The sequence below is a fragment of the Kosakonia sp. LAM2021 genome (assembly GCF_016620385.1).
GTDB lineage: Bacteria > Pseudomonadota > Gammaproteobacteria > Enterobacterales > Enterobacteriaceae > Kosakonia > Kosakonia sacchari.
Genome location: NZ_JAENHT010000008.1, coordinates 101682 through 125306, shown reverse-complemented (window position 1 = coordinate 125306; position 23625 = coordinate 101682). Strand labels below are relative to the sequence as shown.

22 protein-coding genes are annotated in these 23625 nt (G+C 54.4%); 19 read left to right on the top strand and 3 right to left on the bottom strand.

From position 1 onward, the window contains the following. Positions 1–40: 40 nt before the first annotated feature. From mraZ to mutT, 19 genes are all read left to right on the top strand, one after another. Complete coding sequence (gene mraZ / locus JKP81_RS17120; protein WP_017457919.1) at positions 41–499, top strand: division/cell wall cluster transcriptional repressor MraZ; 459 nt, start codon at positions 41–43, stop codon at positions 497–499. A gap of 2 nt (positions 500–501) precedes the next feature. After that, positions 502–1443, top strand: coding sequence for a 16S rRNA (cytosine(1402)-N(4))-methyltransferase RsmH (gene rsmH, locus JKP81_RS17115; protein WP_044489787.1), 942 nt, complete (start codon positions 502–504; stop codon positions 1441–1443). Then, positions 1440–1805, top strand: a complete 366-nt coding sequence (ftsL, locus tag JKP81_RS17110; RefSeq protein WP_017457921.1) for a cell division protein FtsL — start codon at positions 1440–1442, stop codon at positions 1803–1805. The genes rsmH and ftsL overlap by 4 nt, the downstream gene beginning before the upstream one ends. Before the next feature lie 25 nt (positions 1806–1830). After that, positions 1831–3597 (top strand): peptidoglycan glycosyltransferase FtsI, encoded by a 1767-nt coding sequence (locus JKP81_RS17105; RefSeq protein WP_200552665.1) that lies wholly within the window; start codon positions 1831–1833, stop codon positions 3595–3597. Then, a complete protein-coding gene (murE, locus tag JKP81_RS17100; RefSeq protein WP_200552664.1) occupies positions 3584–5071 on the top strand; it encodes a UDP-N-acetylmuramoyl-L-alanyl-D-glutamate--2,6-diaminopimelate ligase in 1488 nt (495 codons plus the stop codon). Before JKP81_RS17105 ends, murE begins: the two co-directional genes overlap by 14 nt. After that, complete coding sequence (gene murF / locus JKP81_RS17095) at positions 5068–6426, top strand: UDP-N-acetylmuramoyl-tripeptide--D-alanyl-D-alanine ligase (protein ID WP_200552663.1); 1359 nt, start codon at positions 5068–5070, stop codon at positions 6424–6426. The genes murE and murF overlap by 4 nt, the downstream gene beginning before the upstream one ends. Then, positions 6420–7502, top strand: coding sequence for a phospho-N-acetylmuramoyl-pentapeptide-transferase (gene mraY / locus JKP81_RS17090; protein WP_017457925.1), 1083 nt, complete (start codon positions 6420–6422; stop codon positions 7500–7502). Before murF ends, mraY begins: the two co-directional genes overlap by 7 nt. Positions 7503–7504: 2 nt before the next feature. Continuing rightward, a complete protein-coding gene (gene murD / locus JKP81_RS17085; RefSeq protein ID WP_200552662.1) occupies positions 7505–8821 on the top strand; it encodes a UDP-N-acetylmuramoyl-L-alanine--D-glutamate ligase in 1317 nt (438 codons plus the stop codon). Then, positions 8821–10062, top strand: a complete 1242-nt coding sequence (gene ftsW, locus JKP81_RS17080) for a cell division protein FtsW (protein WP_200552661.1) — start codon at positions 8821–8823, stop codon at positions 10060–10062. The genes murD and ftsW overlap by 1 nt, the downstream gene beginning before the upstream one ends. After that, positions 10062–11129: an undecaprenyldiphospho-muramoylpentapeptide beta-N-acetylglucosaminyltransferase gene (gene murG, locus JKP81_RS17075; RefSeq protein WP_200552660.1), complete on the top strand. Its 1068-nt coding sequence runs from the start codon at positions 10062–10064 to the stop codon at positions 11127–11129. The genes ftsW and murG overlap by 1 nt, the downstream gene beginning before the upstream one ends. A gap of 56 nt (positions 11130–11185) precedes the next feature. Further along, positions 11186–12661: a UDP-N-acetylmuramate--L-alanine ligase gene (murC, locus tag JKP81_RS17070; protein WP_200552659.1), complete on the top strand. Its 1476-nt coding sequence runs from the start codon at positions 11186–11188 to the stop codon at positions 12659–12661. Then, positions 12654–13574: a D-alanine--D-alanine ligase gene (locus tag JKP81_RS17065; RefSeq protein WP_200552658.1), complete on the top strand. Its 921-nt coding sequence runs from the start codon at positions 12654–12656 to the stop codon at positions 13572–13574. The genes murC and JKP81_RS17065 overlap by 8 nt, the downstream gene beginning before the upstream one ends. Position 13575: 1 nt before the next feature. After that, complete coding sequence (ftsQ, locus tag JKP81_RS17060; RefSeq protein WP_200552657.1) at positions 13576–14424, top strand: cell division protein FtsQ; 849 nt, start codon at positions 13576–13578, stop codon at positions 14422–14424. Next, on the top strand, positions 14421–15677 hold the full coding sequence (ftsA, locus tag JKP81_RS17055) for a cell division protein FtsA (protein WP_017457932.1): 1257 nt from the start codon (positions 14421–14423) through the stop codon (positions 15675–15677). The genes ftsQ and ftsA overlap by 4 nt, the downstream gene beginning before the upstream one ends. A gap of 61 nt (positions 15678–15738) precedes the next feature. Next, complete coding sequence (ftsZ, locus tag JKP81_RS17050) at positions 15739–16887, top strand: cell division protein FtsZ (RefSeq protein WP_007373153.1); 1149 nt, start codon at positions 15739–15741, stop codon at positions 16885–16887. A 100-nt stretch (positions 16888–16987) separates the two neighbouring features. Next, a complete protein-coding gene (lpxC, locus tag JKP81_RS17045) occupies positions 16988–17905 on the top strand; it encodes a UDP-3-O-acyl-N-acetylglucosamine deacetylase (protein ID WP_200552656.1) in 918 nt (305 codons plus the stop codon). Positions 17906–18184: 279 nt separating this feature from the next. Continuing rightward, complete coding sequence (gene secM, locus JKP81_RS17040; protein WP_200552655.1) at positions 18185–18691, top strand: secA translation cis-regulator SecM; 507 nt, start codon at positions 18185–18187, stop codon at positions 18689–18691. Positions 18692–18753: 62 nt separating this feature from the next. Further along, positions 18754–21459 carry a preprotein translocase subunit SecA gene (gene secA / locus JKP81_RS17035; RefSeq protein WP_200552654.1) on the top strand — a complete coding sequence of 902 codons (2706 nt, stop codon included), beginning with the start codon at positions 18754–18756 and terminating at the stop codon, positions 21457–21459. A 59-nt stretch (positions 21460–21518) separates the two neighbouring features. Beyond that, complete coding sequence (mutT, locus tag JKP81_RS17030) at positions 21519–21908, top strand: 8-oxo-dGTP diphosphatase MutT (protein ID WP_020456554.1); 390 nt, start codon at positions 21519–21521, stop codon at positions 21906–21908. 27 nt (positions 21909–21935) lie between these two features. Here the strand turns inward: mutT and yacG are convergent, their stop codons facing one another. The 3 genes from yacG to coaE are packed head-to-tail and all read right to left on the bottom strand — an operon-like array spanning position 21936 to position 23505. Beyond that, positions 21936–22130, bottom strand: a complete 195-nt coding sequence (gene yacG / locus JKP81_RS17025) for a DNA gyrase inhibitor YacG (RefSeq protein WP_017457937.1) — start codon at positions 22128–22130, stop codon at positions 21936–21938. An 11-nt stretch (positions 22131–22141) separates the two neighbouring features. Beyond that, on the bottom strand, positions 22142–22885 hold the full coding sequence (gene zapD / locus JKP81_RS17020) for a cell division protein ZapD (RefSeq protein WP_200552653.1): 744 nt from the start codon (positions 22883–22885) through the stop codon (positions 22142–22144). Beyond that, positions 22885–23505, bottom strand: coding sequence for a dephospho-CoA kinase (coaE, locus tag JKP81_RS17015; protein ID WP_200552652.1), 621 nt, complete (start codon positions 23503–23505; stop codon positions 22885–22887). The genes zapD and coaE overlap by 1 nt, the downstream gene beginning before the upstream one ends. Positions 23506–23625: the final 120 nt, after the last annotated feature.

Below are 23625 nucleotides of genomic sequence, written 5' to 3'. Positions count from 1 at the left end.
ATAAAGTGGTGTAAAAGGGTCACCTGGGGGTGAATCGGAAATGTTCCGTGGAGCGACGTTAGTCAATCTCGACAGCAAAGGGCGGTTATCCGTTCCCACCCGATATCGGGATTTGCTGCAGGAGAATGCCTCCGGTCAAATGGTTTGCACCATTGACATCCGTCACTCATGCCTGCTGCTTTACCCTTTGCCCGAATGGGAAATTATCGAGCAAAAACTGTCGCGTCTGTCGAGCATGAATCCGCTCGAACGGCGCGTACAACGTTTGTTGCTGGGGCATGCCAGCGAGTGCCAGATGGACAGCGCCGGGCGCATTTTGATTGCGCCTGTTTTACGGCAACACGCCGGATTAACGAAAGAAGTGATGCTGGTCGGGCAGTTCAATAAATTTGAGCTGTGGGACGAAACGACCTGGTATCAACAGGTCAAGGAAGATATCGACGCTGAGCAATCGGGTTCCGAAGCGCTTTCGGATCGGTTGCAGGATTTGTCTCTGTAATGATGATGGAAAATTTTAAACACACGACGGTGCTGCTGGATGAGGCCGTTAACGGCCTGAATATTCGTCCGGATGGCATTTACATCGATGGCACTTTTGGTCGTGGTGGCCACTCGCGCTTGATCCTCTCCCAACTGGGAGCGGAAGGACGCTTGCTGGCGATCGATCGCGATCCGCAGGCGATTGCTGTAGCACAAACCATTGATGATCCCCGCTTCTCCATCATTCATGGTCCTTTTTCCGCGCTTGCTGATTATGTCAGCGAGCGCGACCTTATTGGCAAGATCGACGGCATTCTCCTCGATCTTGGCGTCTCTTCACCGCAGCTTGACGATCCGGAACGCGGCTTTTCCTTTATGCGTGATGGCCCGTTAGATATGCGTATGGATCCCACTCGCGGCCAGTCTGCCGCCGAATGGTTACAAACCGCTGATGAAGCCGATATCGCCTGGGTTTTAAAAACCTTCGGCGAGGAGCGCTTTGCCAAACGTATTGCCCGCGCCATTGTCGAGCGCAACCGTCTCGATCCCATGACCCGTACCAAAGAACTGGCGGAAGTGGTGGCGGCAGCAACACCGGTGAAGGACAAATTCAAACATCCCGCGACCCGTACCTTCCAGGCGGTGCGTATTTGGGTGAACAGTGAACTGGAAGAGATAGAGCTGGCGCTAAAAAACTCGCTCGGCGTGCTTGCCCCGGGAGGGCGGCTTTCGATTATCAGCTTCCATTCACTGGAAGACCGCATTGTGAAACGCTTTATGCGTGAGCAAAGCCGCGGCCCGCAGGTTCCTGCCGGGTTGCCGATGACCGAAGAGCAACTCAGGAAACTGGGTGGCCGTCAACTGCGAGCCTTAGGAAAGTTGATGCCGGGTGAAGAAGAAGTGGCTGAAAACCCACGTGCCCGTAGTTCAGTTCTGCGCATTGCAGAGAGGACGAACGCATGATCGGCAGAGTGACAGAGACCCTGAGCAAAGTGAAGGGATCGTTAGGAAGCAACGAGCGCCATGCTTTGCCTGGCGTGATCGGCGACGATCTTTTGCGATTTGGGAAACTGCCACTCTGCTTGTTCATTTGCATCATCATGACGGCAGTGACGGTGGTCACCACCGCACATCACACGCGTTTATTAACCGCACAGCGTGAACAATTGGTTATTGAGCGCGACGCGCTGGATATCGAATGGCGCAACCTGATCCTTGAAGAGAACGCGCTCGGCGACCATAGCCGGGTTGAACGGATCGCCACAGAAAAGCTGCAAATGCAGCATGTCGATCCCTCACAGGAAAATATTGTGGTGCAGAAATAGAGATGAATAAGGGATCACGCAACGCATGAAAGCAGCGGCGAAAACGCTTAAACCGAAACGCCAGGAAGAACAGGCCAACTTTGTCAGTTGGCGTTTTGCGTTGCTTTGCGGTTGTATTCTGCTGGCATTGATGTTCCTGCTCGGGCGCGTTGCCTATCTGCAAGTCGTCAATCCGGACATGCTGGTGCGTGAAGGGGATATGCGTTCCCTGCGTGTACAAGAAGTTGCGACATCGCGCGGGATGATAACCGACCGTTCGGGCCGTCCTCTGGCGGTGAGTGTGCCGGTGAAAGCCATCTGGGCGGATCCGAAGGAACTGCACGATGCGGGCGGTGTGACGCTGGATAATCGCTGGAAAGCGCTCTCTGACGCACTGAATATGCCACTCGACCAGCTTGCTTCACGCATCAATGCCAACCCGAAGATGCGTTTTATTTATCTGGCGCGTCAGGTCAATCCGGATCTCGGCGATTACATCAAGAAACTGAAATTACCCGGTATTCATCTGCGTGAAGAGTCTCGCCGTTACTATCCATCCGGTGAAGTAACCGCTCACCTCATTGGTTTTACCAACGTCGATAGCCAGGGCATTGAAGGCGTTGAGAAGAGCTTTGATAAATGGCTCACCGGGCAACCGGGCGAACGCATTGTGCGTAAAGACCGCTACGGGCGCGTGATTGAAGATATTTCGTCTACCGACAGCCAGGCGGCGCATAATCTTGCATTAAGTATTGATGAGCGTTTGCAGGCGCTGGTCTATCGCGAGCTGAATAACGCTGTGGCGTTTAACAAAGCGGAGTCGGGCAGCGCCGTGCTGGTGGATGTGAACACCGGCGAAGTATTGGCCATGGCCAACAGCCCTTCCTACAACCCAAACAACTTCTCCGGCACGTCGAAAGACGCGATGCGTAACCGCGCCATTACCGACGTATTTGAACCGGGTTCCACCGTGAAACCGATGGTGGTCATGACCGCATTACAGCGCGGTGTGGTGACGCCAAATACGGTGCTGAATACGGTGCCTTATCGTATTAACGGCCATGAAATCAAAGACGTGGCGCGATACAGTGAATTAACCCTCACCGGGGTCTTACAGAAGTCGAGTAATGTCGGCGTTTCTAAGCTGGCGTTAGCGATGCCCTCCTCAGCGTTAGTAGATACTTACTCACGTTTTGGCCTGGGAAAAACGACCAATTTGGGGATGGTCGGGGAACGCAGTGGCTTATTTCCTCAAAAACAACGGTGGTCTGACATAGAGAGGGCCACCTTCTCTTTCGGCTACGGGCTAATGGTAACGCCGTTACAGTTAGCGCGAGTCTACGCAACCATTGGCAGCTACGGCATTTATCGCCCGCTGTCGATCACCAAAGTTGATCCGCCAGTTCCGGGCGAACGCATCTTCAACGAATCCATTGTCCGCACCGTTGTGCACATGATGGAGAGCGTGGCGCTGCCAGGCGGCGGCGGGGTGAAAGCCGCCATCAAAGGTTATCGCATCGCGATTAAAACCGGTACGGCGAAAAAAGTCGGCCCCGATGGCCGCTATATCAATAAATACATTGCATACACCGCTGGCGTCGCGCCTGCCAGCCGCCCGCGCTTTGCGCTGGTGGTGGTCATCAACGATCCGCAAGCGGGTAAATACTACGGTGGCGCCGTGTCCGCGCCGGTCTTTGGTGCCATCATGGGCGGCGTTCTGCGCACCATGAACATTGAGCCGGATGCGCTGACCACGGGCGAAAAAAGTGAATTTGTAATTAATCAAGGCGAGGGATCAGGTGGCAGATCGTAATTTGCGCGACCTTCTCGCTCCGTGGGTGCCAATGCTACCTGCGCGAGCGCTACGAGAGATGACACTCGACAGCCGTGTGGCTGCCTCGGGCGATCTTTTTGTGGCAGTGGTCGGTCATCAGGCGGACGGGCGTCGATATATCCCGCAGGCGATTGCGCAAGGTGTTGCTGCCATTATTGCTGAAGCGAAAGATGAAGCAAATGACGGTGAAATTCGTGAAATACACGGTGTTCCGGTCATTTACCTCAGCCAGTTAAATGAGCGCCTTTCCGCGCTGGCAGGTCGTTTTTACGGCGAGCCTTCCGAGCAACTACGCCTTATCGGCGTAACCGGTACTAACGGTAAAACCACCACCACGCAGTTACTGGCACAGTGGAGCCAACTGCTTGGCGAAACCAGCGCGGTGATGGGCACGGTGGGTAACGGTCTGCTCGGTAACGTCGTGCCGACGGAAAATACCACCGGATCAGCTGTCGACGTTCAGCATGTCATTGCCGGGCTGGTGGCGCAAAAAGCGACCTTTGCCGCGATGGAAGTCTCTTCCCACGGCCTGGTTCAGCATCGCGTGGCGGCACTGAAATTTGCCGCCAGCGTGTTCACCAACTTAAGCCGCGATCACCTGGATTATCACGGTGATATGACGAACTACGAAGCGGCGAAATGGCTGTTGTTCTCTTCTCATCATTATGGTCAGGCGATCATTAATGCCGACGACGAAGTTGGCCGTCGCTGGCTGGCCAAATTACCGGACGCCGTTGCGGTATCGATGGAAGAAAATATCAACCCGGACTGTCATGGACGCTGGTTAAAAGCGGTAAACGTTGATTACCACGATAGTGGCGCGACGATCCATTTCGACTCCTCATGGGGCGAAGGTGAAATTGAAAGCCGCCTGATGGGGGCGTTTAACGTCAGTAACTTGCTGCTGGCGCTGGCAACGCTGCTGGCGCTGGGTTACCCGCTGAGTGAACTGCTGAAAACCGCATCCCGTCTGCAACCGGTTTGCGGTCGTATGGAAGTGTTCAGTGCGCCGGGTAAACCGACCGTGGTTGTCGATTATGCCCACACACCGGATGCGCTGGAAAAAGCGCTGCAGGCGGCGCGTCTGCACTGCACGGGCAAATTGTGGTGCGTGTTTGGCTGCGGCGGCGATCGCGATAAAGGCAAACGACCATTAATGGGCGCGATTGCCGAGCAATTCTCTGATGTCCCGGTCGTGACGGATGACAACCCGCGCACCGAAGAGCCGCGCGCCATTATTAACGACATCCTTGCGGGCATGCTGGATGCGGGCCAGGCGCGCGTGGTGGAAGGCCGCGCGGAAGCGGTGACCAATGCCATCATGCAAGCCAAAGAGAATGATGTCGTGCTGCTGGCCGGTAAAGGCCATGAAGATTATCAGATTGTGGGTACGCGCCGTCTGGATTACTCCGACCGCGTCACCGCTGCGCGTTTGCTGGGGGTAGTGGCATGATTAGCGTAACGCTGAGTCAACTTACCCGCACGCTGCACGCGGAACTGCACGGACAGGATGTGGTGATTGAGGCGGTAACCAGCGACACACGTAAACTGACGCCGGGCTGCCTGTTTGTCGCTCTGAAAGGCGAGCGTTTTGATGCTCACGACTTCGCAGATAAAGCGAAAGAGGGTGGCGCGGGCGCGCTGCTGGTGAGCCGCAAACTGGATATCGACCTGCCGCAGTTAGTGGTGCAGGACACCCGCCAGGCCTTTGGTGAGCTGGCTGCCTGGGTTCGCCAGCAAGTGCCAACGCGCGTGGTGGCGCTGACCGGTTCTTCCGGCAAGACGTCAGTGAAAGAGATGACCGCCGCCATTCTCAGCGAATGTGGCAATACGCTCTACACCGCAGGCAACCTCAACAATGATATTGGCGTGCCAATGACCTTGTTGCGCCTGACTAAAGAGCACCAGTTTGCGGTGATTGAACTGGGTGCGAACCACCAGGGTGAAATCGCATGGACTGTTGGGCTGACGCGCCCGGAAGCGGCACTGGTTAATAACCTGGCGGCAGCGCATCTGGAAGGCTTTGGCTCGCTTGCCGGTGTGGCGAAAGCGAAAGGCGAAATCTACACCGGTCTGCCCGCTAACGGTATCGCCATTATGAATGCCGACAATAATGACTGGCTGAACTGGCAGAGCATTATTGGCGATCGCAACGTCTGGCGCTTCTCTCCCAACGCGGCAAACAGCGATTTTACCGCGACGAACGTGCATGTGACTTCACATGGCACCGAGTTCACCCTGCAAACCCCAACCGGCAATGTGGATGTCACGCTGCCTCTGCCGGGTCGCCACAATATCGCCAATTCGCTGGCCGCAACGGCGCTGGCGATGGCGGTTGGCGCAAGCCTGGATGCGGTAAAACGTGGGCTGGCAAACCTGAAAGCGGTGCCGGGGCGCTTATTCCCGGTGCAGTTGGGTGAAAACCAACTGCTGCTGGATGACACCTATAACGCCAACGTCGGTTCCATGACCGCAGCCGCCAACGTGTTGTCCGAAATGCCAGGCTACCGGGTGATGGTGGTTGGCGATATGGCTGAACTGGGTGATGAGAGCGAAGCGTGTCACATACAGGTTGGTGAAGCAGCGAAAGCCGTTGGCATTGATAAAGTTCTGAGCGTCGGCACGTTGAGCGAGGTGTTGAGCAAAGCCAGCGGCGTAGGCGAGCATTTTAACGATAAAGCAGCAGTGACAGCGCGCTTAAAAGCGCTTATCGCTGAGCAGAAAATTATTACTATTTTGGTGAAAGGTTCACGTAGCTCCGCCATGGAAGAGGTGGTACGCGAATTACAGGAGAACGGGACATGTTAGTGTGGCTGGCCGAACATTTGGTCAAATATTATTCCGGCTTTAACGTCTTTTCCTATTTGACGTTTCGCGCCATTGTCAGCCTGCTGACCGCGCTCTTCATCTCATTGTGGATGGGACCGCGCATGATAGCCCGCTTGCAAAAACTCTCTTTTGGCCAGGTGGTGCGTACCGATGGTCCGGAATCGCACTTCAGCAAACGCGGCACGCCAACGATGGGCGGGATCATGATCCTGACCGCGATTGTGGTTTCTGTTGTGCTGTGGGCGTATCCCTCCAACCCCTACGTCTGGTGTGTTCTTGTCGTGCTGGTGGGTTACGGCGCGATTGGTTTTGTCGATGACTACCGCAAAGTGGTGCGCAAAGACACTAAAGGCCTGATTGCACGCTGGAAGTATTTCTGGATGTCCGTCATCGCGCTGGGCGTAGCGTTTGCGCTCTATCTGGCGGGCAAAGATACACCCGCGACCGAGCTGGTGGTGCCGTTCTTTAAAGATGTCATGCCGCAACTGGGCATGTTTTACATTCTGCTGGCTTATTTCGTGATTGTTGGCACCGGTAACGCGGTCAACTTGACGGATGGCCTGGATGGCCTGGCGATTATGCCGACGGTCTTCGTTGCCGGTGGTTTTGCGCTGGTGGCATGGGCGACCGGCAACATGAATTTTGCTAACTACCTGCACATTCCTTATCTGCGTCACGCAGGGGAACTGGTGATTGTCTGTACGGCGATTGTCGGCGCAGGGTTGGGGTTCTTGTGGTTTAACACCTATCCGGCACAGGTCTTTATGGGCGATGTCGGTTCACTGGCGCTGGGCGGCGCGCTGGGCATTATCGCCGTGCTGCTGCGCCAGGAGTTCCTGCTGGTGATCATGGGTGGGGTGTTTGTGGTGGAAACACTGTCGGTCATTTTGCAGGTCGGTTCATTCAAACTGCGTGGCCAACGTATTTTCCGTATGGCGCCGATTCATCACCACTATGAATTGAAAGGCTGGCCGGAACCGCGCGTGATCGTGCGCTTCTGGATTATTTCGCTGATGCTGGTGCTGATTGGCCTGGCAACGCTGAAGGTACGTTAATCATGGCTGATTACCAGGGTAAAAAAGTCGTCATCATCGGTTTGGGTCTCACAGGCCTTTCCTGCGTGGACTTTTTCCTCGCACGCGGTGTCACGCCGCGAGTGATGGATACGCGCGTTTCTCCGCCGGGGCTGGACAAGCTGCCGGAGGCAGTGGAGCGCCATCTTGGTAGTCTTAACGATGACTGGTTGCTGGCCGCCGATCTGGTTGTTGCAAGCCCGGGCATCGCGTTGGCGCATCCTTCTTTGAGCACGGCGGCAGATGCTGGCGTTGAGATTGTTGGCGATATCGAGCTGTTTTGCCGTGAAGCGCAGGCACCGGTTATCGCGATTACCGGTTCCAACGGTAAAAGTACCGTGACAAAGCTGGTCGGAGAGATGGCTGAAGCTGCCGGGGTGAACGTCGGGGTTGGTGGCAATATCGGTCTGCCGGCGCTGATGCTCCTCGACGATGAGCGCGAACTCTATGTGCTTGAGCTTTCCAGCTTCCAGTTGGAAACGACGTCAAGCCTGCACGCGGCGGCGGCCACCATCCTGAACGTCACGGAAGATCATATGGATCGCTATCCGTTTGGGTTGCAGCAATATCGTGCCGCCAAGCTGCGCGTCTATGAAAACGCGAAAGTGTGCGTGGTGAATGCTGATGACGCGTTGACGATGCCGGTACGCGGCGCTGATGAACGTTGTGTCAGTTTTGGCGTTGATGTTGGTGATTATCACTTAAACCGCCAACAGGGTGAAACCTGGCTGCGCGTGAAAGGTGAGAAAGTGCTGAACGTGGCAGAGATGAAACTGAGCGGCCAGCACAACTACACCAACGCGCTGGCAGCGCTGGCGCTGGCTGATGCCGTCGGTTTACCGCGCGCCAGCAGCCTGAAAGCGCTGACGACGTTTACCGGGCTGGCGCACCGCTTCCAGCTGGCGCTGGAGCATAACGGCGTGCGCTGGATTAACGACTCGAAAGCAACGAATGTCGGCAGTACTGAAGCGGCATTAAATGGTTTGCATATCGACGGCACGCTGCATTTGCTGCTCGGCGGCGACGGGAAGTCAGCTGATTTCTCGCCGCTGAAGCGTTATCTGGGCGGCGATCGTATCCGTCTTTACTGCTTCGGCCGTGACGGCGCGGAGCTGGCAGCGCTGCGTCCGGAAATCGCGGATCAAACCGAGACAATGGATCAGGCCATGCGGCTAATCGCGACACGTGTACAGCCGGGCGATATGGTGCTGCTGTCACCCGCTTGCGCCAGCCTCGATCAGTTTAAGAATTTCGAACAACGGGGCGATGTCTTTACCCGTCTGGCGCAGGAGTTAGGCTGATGCGTTTAACGCTCCCCCGCCCAAGAATGCCGCGCCTGCCTGGATTTAGCATCCTGGCCTGGCTGTTCGCGGCGTTAAAAGGCTGGGTCATGGGCTCGCGACAGAAGGACACCGACAGCCTGGTCATGTATGACCGTACGCTGCTGTGGCTGACGCTGGGTCTTGCGGCAATCGGCTTCATCATGGTGACGTCGGCGTCGATGCCTGTTGGGCAGCGCCTGACGGACGATCCGTTCTTCTTTGCCAAGCGTCACGCGCTGTATCTGTTCCTGGCGTTTTGTATGTCGATGGTGACATTGCGGCTGCCAATGGATTTCTGGCAAAAATACAGCTCAGCAATGTTGATCGCCGCGATCATCATGCTGCTGGTGGTGCTGGTTGTGGGGAGTTCGATCAACGGGGCATCGCGCTGGATTGACCTCGGGCTGATGCGTTTCCAGCCAGCGGAGTTCACCAAGCTGTCGCTGTTCTGCTATCTGGCGAACTACCTGGTGCGCAAAGTCGACGAAGTGCGAAACAACCTGCGCGGCTTCTTAAAACCGATGGGCGTGATCCTGGTGCTGGCGGTGTTGCTGCTGGCGCAGCCGGACCTTGGTACGGTGGTTGTACTGTTTATTACCACGCTGGCGATGCTGTTCCTGGCGGGGGCGAAATTGTGGCAGTTCATCGCCATTATCGGGATGGGTATTTCCGCAGTGGTGCTACTGATCCTTGCCGAACCTTATCGTATCCGCCGCGTAACGTCGTTCTGGAACCCGTGGGAAGATCCCTTTGGTAGCGGTTATCAGCTTACCCAGTCGTTAATGGCGTTTGGTCGCGGTGAATTGTGGGGCCAGGGTTTAGGTAATTCGGTTCAGAAACTGGAGTATCTGCCGGAAGCACACACCGACTTTATCTTCTCTATTATCGGCGAAGAACTCGGTTATATCGGTGTGGTAGTGGCACTTTTAATGGTATTCTTCGTCGCTTTCCGCGCCATGTCTATCGGGCGTAAAGCGCTGGAAATCGATCATCGCTTTTCTGGTTTTCTGGCCTGCTCAATAGGTATCTGGTTTAGCTTCCAGGCGCTGGTTAACGTTGGTGCAGCAGCAGGTATGCTGCCGACCAAAGGGTTGACGCTGCCGCTTATCAGTTACGGTGGTTCCAGTTTATTAATTATGTCAGTGGCGATTACGCTGCTGCTACGCATAGATTATGAAACGCGTCTGGAGAAAGCCCAGGCGTTTACACGAGGTGTGTGATGAGTGGTCAACCAAAGCGGTTAATGGTGATGGCGGGCGGTACCGGCGGGCATGTGTTCCCCGGTCTTGCGGTCGCGCACCATTTGATGGATCAGGGCTGGCAAGTACGCTGGCTCGGAACCGCCGATCGCATGGAGGCTGACCTGGTGCCGAAACACGGCATTGAGATCGATTTCATCCGCATCTCTGGTCTGCGCGGCAAAGGTATTAAGGCGCAGTTGCTGGCACCAGTGCGTATCTTCAATGCCTGGCGTCAGGCGCGTGCGATTATGCAGCGCTTTAAGCCTGATGTGGTGCTGGGGATGGGCGGCTATGTTTCCGGTCCCGGCGGGCTCGCGGCCTGGTCGCTCGGCATTCCGGTGGTGCTGCATGAGCAAAACGGCATTGCCGGTTTGACCAACAAATGGCTGGCGAAAATCGCCACCAAAGTGATGCAGGCGTTTCCGGGTGCGTTCCCGACTGCGGAAGTCGTTGGAAACCCGGTGCGTGTCGATGTGCTGGCATTGCCATTGCCGCAGCAGCGCTTGCCCGGCCGTGAAGGCCCGGTGCGGGTGCTGGTTGTTGGTGGTTCGCAAGGCGCACGCGTGCTTAACCAGACGATGCCGCAGGTCGCGGCAAAGTTAGGGGCGGCGGTCACTATCTGGCATCAGAGCGGGAAGGGTGCCCAGCAGGAGGTTGAGCGAGCTTATGCAAGCGCTGGCGAACCTCAGCATAAAGTTACTGAGTTTATTGACGATATGGCACAAGCCTATGCGTGGGCGGATGTCGTGGTTTGCCGCTCTGGTGCATTAACGGTCAGCGAGATCGCCGCAGCAGGTTTACCGGCGCTGTTTGTACCGTTCCAGCACAAAGACAGGCAGCAGTACTGGAATGCCTTGCCGCTGGAAAAAGCGGGCGCGGCAAAAATTCTGGAGCAGCCGCAATTTACCGTTGATGCGGTGGCTACAACGCTCGCGGGCTGGAACCGCGAAGCATTACTGGAGATGGCCGAACGCGCGCGCGCGGCAGCCATCCCCGATGCTACCGAACGGGTGGCAAACGAAGTGAGCCTGGCAGCTCAGGCATAAATACTGGCGACGCCTTTTGCGTCGCGCAAATTTAAGTAGTCGATGGCGTTTAGAGAATGAATACACAAGAACTGGCGAAACTGCGTTCAATCGTGCCCGAGATGCGTCGCGTCCGGCACATTCACTTTGTCGGCATTGGCGGTGCTGGCATGGGCGGTATTGCCGAAGTGCTGGCCAACGAAGGCTACCAGATTAGCGGCTCCGATTTGGCGCCGAATCCGGTTACGCAGCAATTGACGTCGCTTGGCGCCACGATTTATTTCAACCACCGCCCGGAAAACGTGAGCGATGCGAGCGTTGTGGTGGTATCCAGCGCGATCTCTGCCGATAACCCGGAAATCGTAGCGGCGCATGAAGCGCGCATTCCGGTGATCCGCCGCGCAGAGATGCTGGCGGAATTAATGCGTTTTCGCCACGGCATTGCCATTGCCGGTACGCACGGCAAAACGACCACCACCGCGATGGTGGCAAGTATTTATGCAGAAGCCGGGCTGGACCCGACTTTTGTTAATGGTGGCCTGGTTAAAGCCGCTGGCGTGCATGCGCGCCTGGGGCACAGCCGTTACCTGATTGCGGAAGCGGATGAGAGCGATGCCTCGTTCCTGCATCTGCAGCCGATGGTGGCGATTGTCACCAATATCGAAGCTGACCATATGGATACTTACCAGGGCGACTTCGAAAATTTAAAAACGACCTTTATCAACTTCCTGCACAACCTGCCGTTCTATGGCCGTGCGGTAATGTGCGTCGACGATCCGGTGATTCGTGAGCTGTTGCCGCGCGTAGGTCGCCAGATTACCACCTACGGTTTCAGTGATGATGCAGATGTTCGCGTGGAAAACTACCGTCAGGTTGGGCCGCAGGGGCACTTTACGTTGGTGCGTCAGGATAAACCGGAACTGCGCGTGACTCTGAATGCGCCAGGTCGCCATAACGCGTTAAACGCGGCGGCGGCTGTTGCGGTAGCGACGGAAGAGGGGATCGAAGATGACGCGATCCTGCGCGCGCTGGAAAGCTTCCAGGGCACAGGCCGCCGTTTTGATTTCCTTGGTGAATACCCGCTGCAAGAGGTAAACGGTAAAACCGGTACCGCGATGCTGGTTGACGATTATGGTCACCATCCGACAGAAGTGGATGCCACTATCAAAGCGGCGCGTGCGGGCTGGCCGGATAAAAACCTGGTGATGTTGTTTCAGCCGCACCGCTACACGCGTACTCGTGATCTGTATGACGATTTTGCCAATGTGCTGACCCAGGTGGATTCACTGCTGATGCTGGAAGTTTATCCGGCGGGTGAAGCGGCGATCCCTGGCGCAGATAGCCGTTCTCTGTGCCGCACTATTCGCGGACGCGGCAAGATCGATCCGATTCTGGTGTCCGATCCGGCGCAGGTTGCCGCGATGCTGGCACCGGTGCTGACCGGCAACGATCTGATCCTGATCCAGGGAGCCGGTAACGTCGGTAAGATTGCGCGCAGCCTGGCAGAGAGCAAACTGAAACCGCAGATTGTGGAGGAGGAGCGCCGTGGCTGAGAAAGTAGCGGTTCTGCTGGGCGGAACCTCCGCCGAGCGTGACGTTTCGCTTAATTCCGGTGCAGCGGTGCTGGCAGGTTTGCGTGAAGGCGGCATTGATGCGCATGGTGTGGATCCGCGCGATGTGGATGTCACCCGCCTGAAAGAGATGGGTTTCAGTAAAGCGTTTATCGCCTTGCATGGCCGCGGTGGTGAAGATGGCACCCTGCAGGGTCTGCTGGAATTAACCGATATTCCTTATACCGGAAGCGGTGTGATGGCCTCGGCGATTTCGATGGATAAAGGGCGCAGCAAGCTGCTGTGGCAGGGGGCGGGGTTGCCCGTTGCGCCGTGGGTAGCACTGACGCGCAGCGAATTTGAATCAGGCCTGAAAACTATTGATATTCAACGCATTGAGGTGCTGGGGTTACCTGTTATTGTCAAGCCCAGCCGCGAAGGCTCAAGCGTCGGGATGTCAAAGGTCGATAAAAGTGAAGGACTGCATGCTGCATTAGCGCTTGCATTTCAACATGATGATGAAGTTCTGATTGAAAAATGGCTCAGTGGACCTGAATTTACCGTCGCCCTGCTTGGAAATGAAATTTTACCGTCGATTCGTATTCAACCGGCGGGAATCTTCTATGATTATGAGGCGAAATATCTCTCTGATGAGACGAAGTATTTTTGCCCATCAGGTCTGGAAGCGGACGATGAAGCCGCATTACATGTCCTGGTGCGTGAAGCCTGGCAAGTTTTAGGCTGCCGTGGTTGGGGCCGTATTGATGTCATGCTGGACAGCGATGGACAATTTTATTTGCTGGAAGCGAATACCTCGCCAGGAATGACCAGCCACAGCCTGGTGCCGATGGCGGCACGTCAGGCAGGGTTGAGCTTTTCCCAGTTAGTTGTTCGTATTCTGGAATTGGCGGAGTGATATGTCACAGGCTGCGCTGAACACGCGAAACCGCGAAGCGGAGGCTGTCAAAATCTCTCGCCGCAACAATGGAACGCGTCTTGCAGGTATCGTATTCCTGCTGACGGTGCTGTGCACTGTGTTGGTGAGTGGCTGGGTGGTACTGGGCTGGATGGACGACGCGCAGCGTTTGCCGTTATCAAAGCTGGTGTTGACAGGCGATCGTCATTACACCCGCAATGATGATATTCGCCAGTCTATTTTGGCGTTGGGCGCGCCCGGCACGTTTATGACGCAGGACGTTAACATCATTCAAAGCCAGATAGAACGTCTGCCCTGGATCAAGCAGGCGAGCGTCAGAAAACAGTGGCCAGACGAATTGAAGATTCATCTGGTTGAATATGTGCCCATTGCGCGGTGGAATGATCAACATATGGTGGATGTGGACGGCAACGCATTTAGCGTGCCGGCCGAACGAACCAGTAAACAGATTTTACCGATGTTGTACGGCCCTGAAGGGAGCGAAAGCGAAGTATTACAAGGCTACCGTGACATGGGGCAAGTGCTGGCAAAGGATAAATTCACGTTAAAAGAGGCGGCGATGACCGCGCGGCGTTCGTGGCAAGTAACGCTCAGCAATGACATCAAGCTTAATCTGGGCCGTGGCGATACGATGAAACGTCTGGCGCGCTTTATAGAACTCTACCCGGTTCTCCAGCAGCAGGCGCAAACGGATGGCAAAGAGATTAGCTACGTGGATTTACGCTATGACTCAGGTGCGGCCGTAGGCTGGAAAGCGGCCCCTGTTCAGGAACCGAATCAGCAGCAAAATCAGGCACAACAGAATCAGGCACAGGCAGAGCAACAATGATCAAGGCGACGGACAGAAAACTGGTAGTAGGACTGGAGATTGGCACCGCGAAGGTCGCCGCTTTAGTAGGGGAAGTTCTGCCCGACGGTATTGTGAATATCATTGGCGTAGGCAGTTGTCCGTCTCGTGGGATGGATAAAGGCGGAGTGAACGATCTGGAATCGGTGGTGAAATGCGTTCAGCGCGCTATCGATCAGGCTGAATTGATGGCCGATTGCCAGATTTCATCGGTCTACCTTGCGCTCTCGGGGAAGCATATTAGCTGTCAGAACGAGATTGGTATGGTGCCAATTTCGGAAGAAGAAGTTACGCAGGAAGATGTGGAGAACGTTGTGCATACGGCTAAATCGGTACGTGTGCGCGATGAACACCGTGTTTTACATGTGATTCCGCAGGAGTACGCTATCGACTACCAGGAAGGGATCAAAAACCCGGTAGGTCTGTCTGGCGTACGCATGCAGGCGAAAGTGCATTTGATTACTTGCCATAACGACATGGCGAAAAACATCGTTAAAGCCGTTGAACGATGTGGTTTGAAAGTTGACCAACTTATTTTTGCCGGACTGGCTTCCAGCTACTCCGTGCTGACTGAAGATGAACGTGAGCTGGGTGTCTGCGTTGTCGACATCGGCGGTGGTACAATGGATATGGCGGTTTATACCGGCGGCGCGCTGCGTCATACCAAAGTTATCCCTTATGCCGGGAACGTAGTAACCAGCGACATTGCGTATGCCTTTGGTACACCGCCGAGCGATGCAGAGGCCATTAAAGTTCGCCACGGTTGTGCGCTGGGTTCGCTGGTTGGCAAAGACGAGAGCGTTGAGGTGCCGAGTGTCGGCGGCCGTCCGCCACGTAGCCTGCAGCGTCAGACGCTGGCAGACGTTATAGAGCCGCGCTACACCGAGCTGCTCAACCTGGTGAACGACGAAATTTTGCAGTTACAGGAACAGCTTCGCCAACAAGGTGTGAAACATCATCTTGCGGCGGGGATTGTGTTGACCGGCGGAGCGGCGCAAATGGAAGGTCTGGCGGCCTGCGCGCAGCGCGTGTTCCATACGCAGGTGCGTATTGGTGCGCCGCTCAATATTACTGGTTTAACGGATTACGCCCAGGAGCCGTACTATTCAACGGCGGTGGGGCTGCTGCACTACGGGAAAGAGACCCATTTAAGTGGTGAAGCAGAAGTTGAAAAACGCGTGTCAGTCGGTTCGTGGTTCAAACGAATCAACAGCTGGCTGCGAAAAGAGTTTTAATTTTTTTCAGAGACCGTAGAGAATTAACGGTTTCAGGCGACAGGCACAACGGAGAGAGATTATGTTTGAACCGATGGAATTAACCAACGACGCGGTGATTAAAGTCATCGGCGTCGGTGGCGGCGGCGGTAACGCCGTAGAGCATATGGTGCGCGAGCGCATTGAAGGGGTTGAGTTCTTCGCGGTGAATACCGACGCTCAGGCGTTGCGTAAAACAGCGGTGGGGCAAACCATTCAGATCGGTGGCGGTATCACCAAAGGTCTGGGCGCTGGAGCAAACCCTGAAGTTGGCCGTAACGCGGCGGAAGAGGATCGTGAAGCGCTGCGCGCTGCGCTGGAAGGCGCTGACATGGTCTTTATCGCAGCGGGTATGGGCGGCGGTACCGGTACCGGTGCGGCACCTGTAGTGGCTGAAGTTGCAAAAGATCTGGGTATCCTGACCGTTGCTGTCGTGACTAAGCCTTTCAATTTTGAAGGCAAGAAGCGTATGGCATTTGCGGAGCAGGGGATCACTGAGCTGTCCAAGCATGTGGACTCGCTGATCACCATCCCTAATGACAAGCTGCTGAAAGTGCTGGGTCGTGGTATTTCGCTGCTGGATGCATTTGGCGCGGCGAATGATGTGCTGAAAGGCGCAGTGCAGGGTATTGCCGAACTGATTACCCGTCCGGGTCTGATGAACGTCGACTTTGCTGACGTGCGCACCGTGATGTCCGAAATGGGCTACGCGATGATGGGCTCTGGCGTTGCCAGCGGCGAAGATCGCGCGGAAGAAGCGGCCGAAATGGCCATTTCCAGCCCGTTGCTGGAAGATATCGATCTGTCTGGTGCGCGTGGTGTACTGGTTAACATCACGGCGGGCTTCGACCTGCGTCTGGATGAGTTCGAGACCGTTGGTAACACTATCCGTGCGTTTGCATCGGATAACGCAACCGTGGTTATCGGTACTTCCCTTGATCCGGATATGAACGACGAACTGCGTGTTACTGTTGTAGCGACTGGTATAGGTATGGACAAGCGTCCGGAAATTACCCTGGTCACCAATAAACAAGCGCAGCAGCCGGTAATGGATCGCTATCAGCAGCACGGCATGCAGCCGATGCAGCAGGAGCAGAAACCAGCGAAAGTGGTTAACGACAATACGCCGCAGACCACTAAAGAGCCTGATTATCTGGATATTCCAGCGTTTTTGCGTAAGCAAGCAGATTAAGAATTTGCTGGAAGTTGGGCTTCGTCGCTCTTTGTGCTAAACTGGCCGTCCAATTGTGTTATACAATTTGGATGGATTGGTAATTAGGCGAGATTATACGATGATCAAACAAAGGACACTTAAACGTATCGTTCAGGCGACTGGTGTCGGTTTACATACCGGCAAGAAAGTCACACTGACGTTGCGCCCTGCGCCGGCAAATACCGGGGTCATCTATCGTCGCACTGACTTAAATCCACCGGTAGACTTCCCGGCTGATGCTAAATCTGTGCGTGATACAATGCTCTGTACTTGTCTGGTCAATGAGCATGACGTGCGGATTTCAACCGTTGAGCACTTAAATGCTGCTCTGGCGGGCTTAGGCATCGACAACATTATTGTTGAAGTTGACGCGCCTGAAATTCCGATTATGGATGGCAGTGCAGCACCATTCGTTTACCTGCTGTTGGATGCGGGGCTCGAAGAGCTGAGCAGCGCCAAAAAATTTGTTCGCATCAAAGAAACGGTGCGAGTTGAAGACGGTGACAAGTGGGCTGAGTTTAAACCGCATAACGGTTTTACACTGGACTTCACCATCGACTTTAACCACCCGGCGATTGATGCCAGTACGCAACGTTACGCAATGAACTTCTCTGCCGACGCGTTTATGCGCCAGATTAGTCGTGCGCGTACCTTCGGTTTCATGCGTGATATCGAATACCTCCAGTCTCGTGGACTGTGCCTGGGCGGTAGCTTCGATTGTGCCATCGTAGTTGATGATTATCGCGTACTGAACGAAGACGGCCTGCGTTTCGAAGATGAATTTGTTCGTCACAAAATGCTGGACGCAATTGGCGATCTGTTCATGTGTGGTCACAACATTATTGGTGCATTTACCGCTTATAAATCCGGTCATGCGTTGAATAATAAATTGTTGCAGGCTGTTCTGGCGAAACAGGAAGCTTGGGAATATGTGACTTTCGAAGACGAAGCAGAACTGCCGCTGGCATTCAAAGCCCCGTCAATGGTTCTGGCGTAACGCCATAACCTCAAAATCGACTGGTTAACCTGGCACTCTCTCCGGTCAGGGAAACCAGTCGTTTTTATTTGTACATTTCATCAAAAACGCAAGTGCGCGGATCCAATTCAAAACCTATCTTCCCGCTTTTTCTAGTGCGACTGCTGCTTTCCTGTCCAGTTTTCAACCTTGCAACGCCCGAATACTGCTGTGGCGTGGTGGCTTTAGTGGTAAGATTTGGGGCGCAAAACGACATACACTGACGCATTTTGAGACATGCGTTATTTTAGGGTGGAGCAAGTGAGCGGAATACTGACGCGCTGGCGACAATTTGGCAGACGCTATTTCTGGCCGCATCTCTTATTAGGGATGGTCGCGGCGAGTTTTGGTTTACCTGCGCTTGCCAGTAACACAGAAACAGCTCAGCCTGCACGCGAAACGACCCGCAATCACGATAACGCCAGCGCGGTCAATTTCAGCAGTTTTGCCTTGCTGGAAGCGAAACGCCGCCCGAACTTCACTGTCGACTATTGGCACCAGCATGCCATTCGCACCGTTATTCGTCACCTTTCGTTCGCTATGGCACCGCAAGCGCTGCCGGTGGCAACGGAAGAGCCGCTGCCGATTCAGGCACATCATCTTGCTTTGCTGGACACGTTAAGCGCGCTGCTGACGCAGGAAAGCAAGCCGCCAGCAATTGTTCGTCTTGCTGCCCAAGCCACCTTCGTACCGCATACCGCGTTTCGCGTTTCCACCTGGATAAGCCAGGTACAAGGTATCCGCGCCGGGCCTCAGCGTCTCAGCTAAAAAAACGAGTCTTTTTATCCATTTTTTTAGCTCCGTAAAACGGGGCGCTTGAGATTTTTATTATGCTTACCAATTTGTTAACTAAAGTATTCGGTAGTCGTAACGATCGTACGCTGCGTCGCATGCGTAAGACTGTTGCCCAGATTAACGCCATGGAACCGGCCATGGAGCAGCTCAGCGATGACGAGCTGAAAGGTAAAACTGCTGAGTTTCGCGCGCGTCTGGAAAAAGGCGAAAGCGTAGATAGCCTGCTGCCAGAAGCATTCGCCGTCGTGCGAGAAGCGAGCAAACGCGTGTTCGGTATGCGCCATTTCGACGTACAGCTGCTGGGCGGTATGGTTCTTAACGATCGCTGTATCGCAGAGATGCGTACCGGTGAAGGTAAAACGTTAACCGCAACATTGCCGGCCTACCTGAACGCCCTGAGCGGTAAAGGCGTGCACGTCGTAACGGTGAACGACTATCTGGCGCAACGTGACGCCGAAAATAACCGTCCACTGTTTGAATTCCTCGGCCTGAGCGTTGGTATCAACCTGCCGGGCATGCCGTCTGTCGCTAAGCGCGAAGCCTATGCCGCTGACATTACTTACGGTACAAACAACGAATACGGTTTCGATTACCTGCGCGATAACATGGCGTTCAGCCCTGAAGAACGCGTGCAACGTAAACTGCACTACGCGCTGGTAGATGAGGTCGACTCCATTCTGATCGATGAAGCGCGTACTCCGTTGATCATCTCTGGTCCGGCGGAAGACAGCTCCGATCTGTATAAAAAAGTGAACAAAATCATTCCGCACCTGATTCGTCAGGAGAAAGAAGATTCTGACACTTTCCAGGGCGAAGGTCACTTCTCGGTAGACGAAAAAGCGCGTCAGGTTACCCTAACCGAACGTGGTCTGGTGCTGATTGAAGAACTGCTGGTGAAAGAAGGCATCATGGAAGAGGGTGAGTCGCTCTACTCTCCAGCGAATATCATGCTGATGCACCACGTCACTGCCGCTCTGCGTGCGCACGTGCTGTTTACCCGCGATGTGGACTACATCGTGAAAGATGGCGAAGTCATCATCGTTGACGAACACACCGGGCGTACCATGCAGGGACGTCGCTGGTCCGATGGTCTGCACCAGGCCGTTGAAGCCAAAGAAGGCGTGGAAATCCAGAATGAAAACCAGACTCTGGCCTCCATTACCTTCCAGAACTATTTCCGTCTGTATGAAAAACTTGCCGGGATGACCGGTACTGCGGATACCGAAGCGTTCGAATTCAGTTCAATCTATAAACTGGATACCGTTGTCGTTCCGACTAACCGCCCGATGATCCGTAAAGATATGCCGGATCTGGTCTATATGACCGAAGCGGAGAAAATTCAGGCGATTATCGAAGACATCAAAGAGCGTACGGCTAAAGGTCAGCCAGTTCTGGTGGGGACTATCTCCATCGAAAAATCAGAAGTTGTGTCTAATGAGCTGACAAAAGCGGGCATCAAGCACAACGTTCTGAACGCCAAATTCCATGCCAAAGAAGCCGATATCGTGGCGCAAGCGGGTTACACCGGTGCGGTGACCATTGCGACGAACATGGCCGGTCGTGGTACGGATATCGTGCTGGGCGGGAGCTGGCAGGCTGAACTGGCGGAGATCGAAGATCCAACTCCTGAGCAGATCGCCAAAGTGAAAGCCGACTGGCAGGTGCGTCACGACGCAGTACTGGCGGCAGGCGGCCTGCATATTATCGGTACTGAGCGTCATGAATCACGTCGTATCGATAACCAGTTGCGTGGTCGTTCCGGTCGTCAGGGCGACGCGGGTTCCTCCCGTTTCTACCTCTCCATGGAAGATGCGCTGATGCGTATTTTCGCCTCCGACCGCGTTTCCGGCATGATGCGTAAGCTGGGGATGAAACCGGGCGAAGCGATTGAACATCCATGGGTCACCAAAGCTATTGCCAACGCACAGCGTAAAGTGGAAAGCCGCAACTTTGATATTCGTAAGCAACTGCTGGAATACGATGATGTGGCCAACGATCAGCGTCGCGCGATTTACACCCAGCGTAACGAATTGCTGGATGTGTCTGACGTCAGCGAAACGATTACCAGCATCCGTGAAGATGTCTTTAAAGCTACTATTGACGGCCATATTCCACCGCAGTCGCTGGAAGAGATGTGGGATGTCCCTGGTCTGCAGGAACGCCTGAAAAACGACTTCGACCTCGACCTGCCGATCGCAGAATGGCTGGATAAAGAGCCAGATCTGCATGAAGAAACGTTGCGTGAACGTATTCTGCAAAGTGCGGTAGAAACCTATCAGCGCAAAGAGGAAGTTGTTGGCGCGGAGATGATGCGTCACTTCGAAAAAGGCGTAATGCTGCAAACGCTCGATTCTCTGTGGAAAGAGCACCTGGCAGCGATGGATTATCTGCGTCAGGGTATCCACCTGCGTGGTTATGCGCAAAAAGATCCGAAGCAGGAATATAAGCGTGAATCTTTCGCCATGTTTGCTGCAATGCTGGAGTCGCTGAAATACGAAGTCATCAGCACGCTGAGTAAGGTTCAGGTGCGTATGCCGGAAGAAGTGGAAGAGATGGAGCAGCAGCGCCGTCAGGAAGCTGAACGTCTGGCGCAGATGCAGCAACTGAGCCACCAGGATGACGAATCCGCCGCTGCGGCAGAACTTGCCGCGCAAACTGGCGAACGCAAAGTTGGGCGCAATGATCCATGCCCATGTGGTTCTGGTAAAAAATACAAACAGTGCCACGGGCGTCTGGCATAACCCGTTGATAATAATTACTAAGGCGCAGATATCTGCGCCTTTTTTATGGGATCTGCAGAATGAAAATACTCAACATCGCCGTAGGGATCATCCGTAATCCACAAGGAGAGATTTTTATTACCCGCCGAGCCGCCGATGCGCATATGGCAAATAAACTGGAATTCCCGGGCGGAAAGATTGAAGCCGGTGAAACACCGGAGCAAGCCATGATCCGCGAATTACAGGAAGAAGTAGGGATAACGCCTGTTGAAGCGGTACTGTTTGATAAGCTGGAATATCAGTTCCCGGATCGCCATATCACGTTGTGGTTTTGGCTGGTCGAGCGCTGGGAAGGGCAGCCCTGGGGTAAAGAGGGGCAGCCAGGCGAGTGGATAGCGCAGGATAAGCTGAATGCGGAAGATTTCCCGCCGGCGAATGAACCCGTTATAACCCGGCTGGCGCAGCGCTAAGCAACGCGCCAGCAGGTTCGTTGGCGATTACGGCTGTTCTTCACTCCAGTCATCGCTGTCGGAGAGATCGCCTGAACTTGGAATACGCTTCTCTTCTGCTGCCCATTCGCCTAAGTCAATAAGCTGGCAGCGTTTGGAGCAGAAGGGGCGAAACGGGCTTTCTTCACCCCAGACCACAGATTTGCCGCAGGTTGGGCAGTTAACCATCGTAGCTTCAGTCATTACGGAACTCCTTAACAGCAGGCCAGTTCAAAATCCAGCCGCTCCGGTACCAGGCCGTTTTCGCTGTCGAGGGGCATAAAACGAATAGCAAAGCGGCTCTTATGGCCGGAAATTTGTGGATATAAACGTTCTTTCAAAGGCAACTGCAGGCGCAACAAATCGGCATCTTCGCCATTGTCCTGGTAAAAACCATTCAGGCTGGTCTGGCGACGAAATGGTGCAGCATTGCGAATAAGGTCGAGGATCAGAGACAACGTTGCGCGCAGTGGCTCAAGACTCGCAAGCCATAATTCGATTTGCGCATCTCGCTGTTCTTGCGGTAAATGCAGCCACATATGCAAGGTGGGTAAATCGAAACTACAACATCCGCCGGGGATGCTCAGGCGCTGGCGCACCAGTCCAATCAGGCGATCTTCACGTAATAACTGACCGATGCGCGGCGCGGTCATCAGCACAGCGCCGCTCTCTTTCAACTGTTGGCGGATAACCTCAATACGATTAAGATCAACACCGGGTACTTCGCTCCAGGCGCGCAGTTTACGCTGCTGGCGCTCCAGTTCTTTCAGTAATTCAGTGCGGGTATCGCCCCGCTCAAACACATCCAGCAATTCACCTACGTTGCGGAAAAAATGCAGCGCGCCAGCGTGATCGCTCACCGGTAAATGAACCGAAAGTTGTTGCAGTAAAAACTCAACGCGCAGCCAGGTACGCATCTTTTCGTTAAGCGGATGTTCAAAAAGGATGTGGGTGTGCATTACGGTTTTTCCTGTGATACGGCCTGCGAAGCATAGTGTAGATAGGCTGCATGCAGGCGGGCAACATCCGATGCTATCGCATCTGGTGCGCCATTATTGTCAATAACATCATCCGCGATGGCAAGTCGCGCTTCACGTGAGGCCTGGGCCGCGAGAATTTTTTCTGCATGTTCGCGGCTGACGCCATCACGCTGCATGGTGCGTGAAATCTGTGTCTCAACCGGGACGTCAATGACTAAAACGCGATCGGCTTTATCATAAAGCTGGTTTTCCACCAGCAACGGAACAACCCACAGTACATAAGGTGACGTCGCTTGCGCAATCTGGCGTTGGGTCAGTTTTTGAATAAGCGGGTGGAGCAAACCATTTAACCAGTCTTTATCGGCTGGAGATGCAAAAATATGTTCGCGCAACAAACGACGATTCAGTGAGCCGTCCTTGAGAAGCATTTCAGCGCCGAAATGCCCGACAATGGCGCGTAATGCTTCGCTTCCGGGCTCCACAACCTGTCGTGCAATAATATCCGCGTCGATAACATTAACACCCAATGCAGCGAAGGCATTTGCCACGGTGCTTTTACCGCTGCCGATGCCGCCAGTTAACGCGACCGTATACCCCATAACACTGAGTCCTAAAATAGCCTGCCATTGATCACTATGCGCTTTTTTCCCTGCTTTCGTAACGATATTTTGCCGTCTCTGGTAAGGGAAAAACGCAAAAGTGCTAATATAATTATTAAG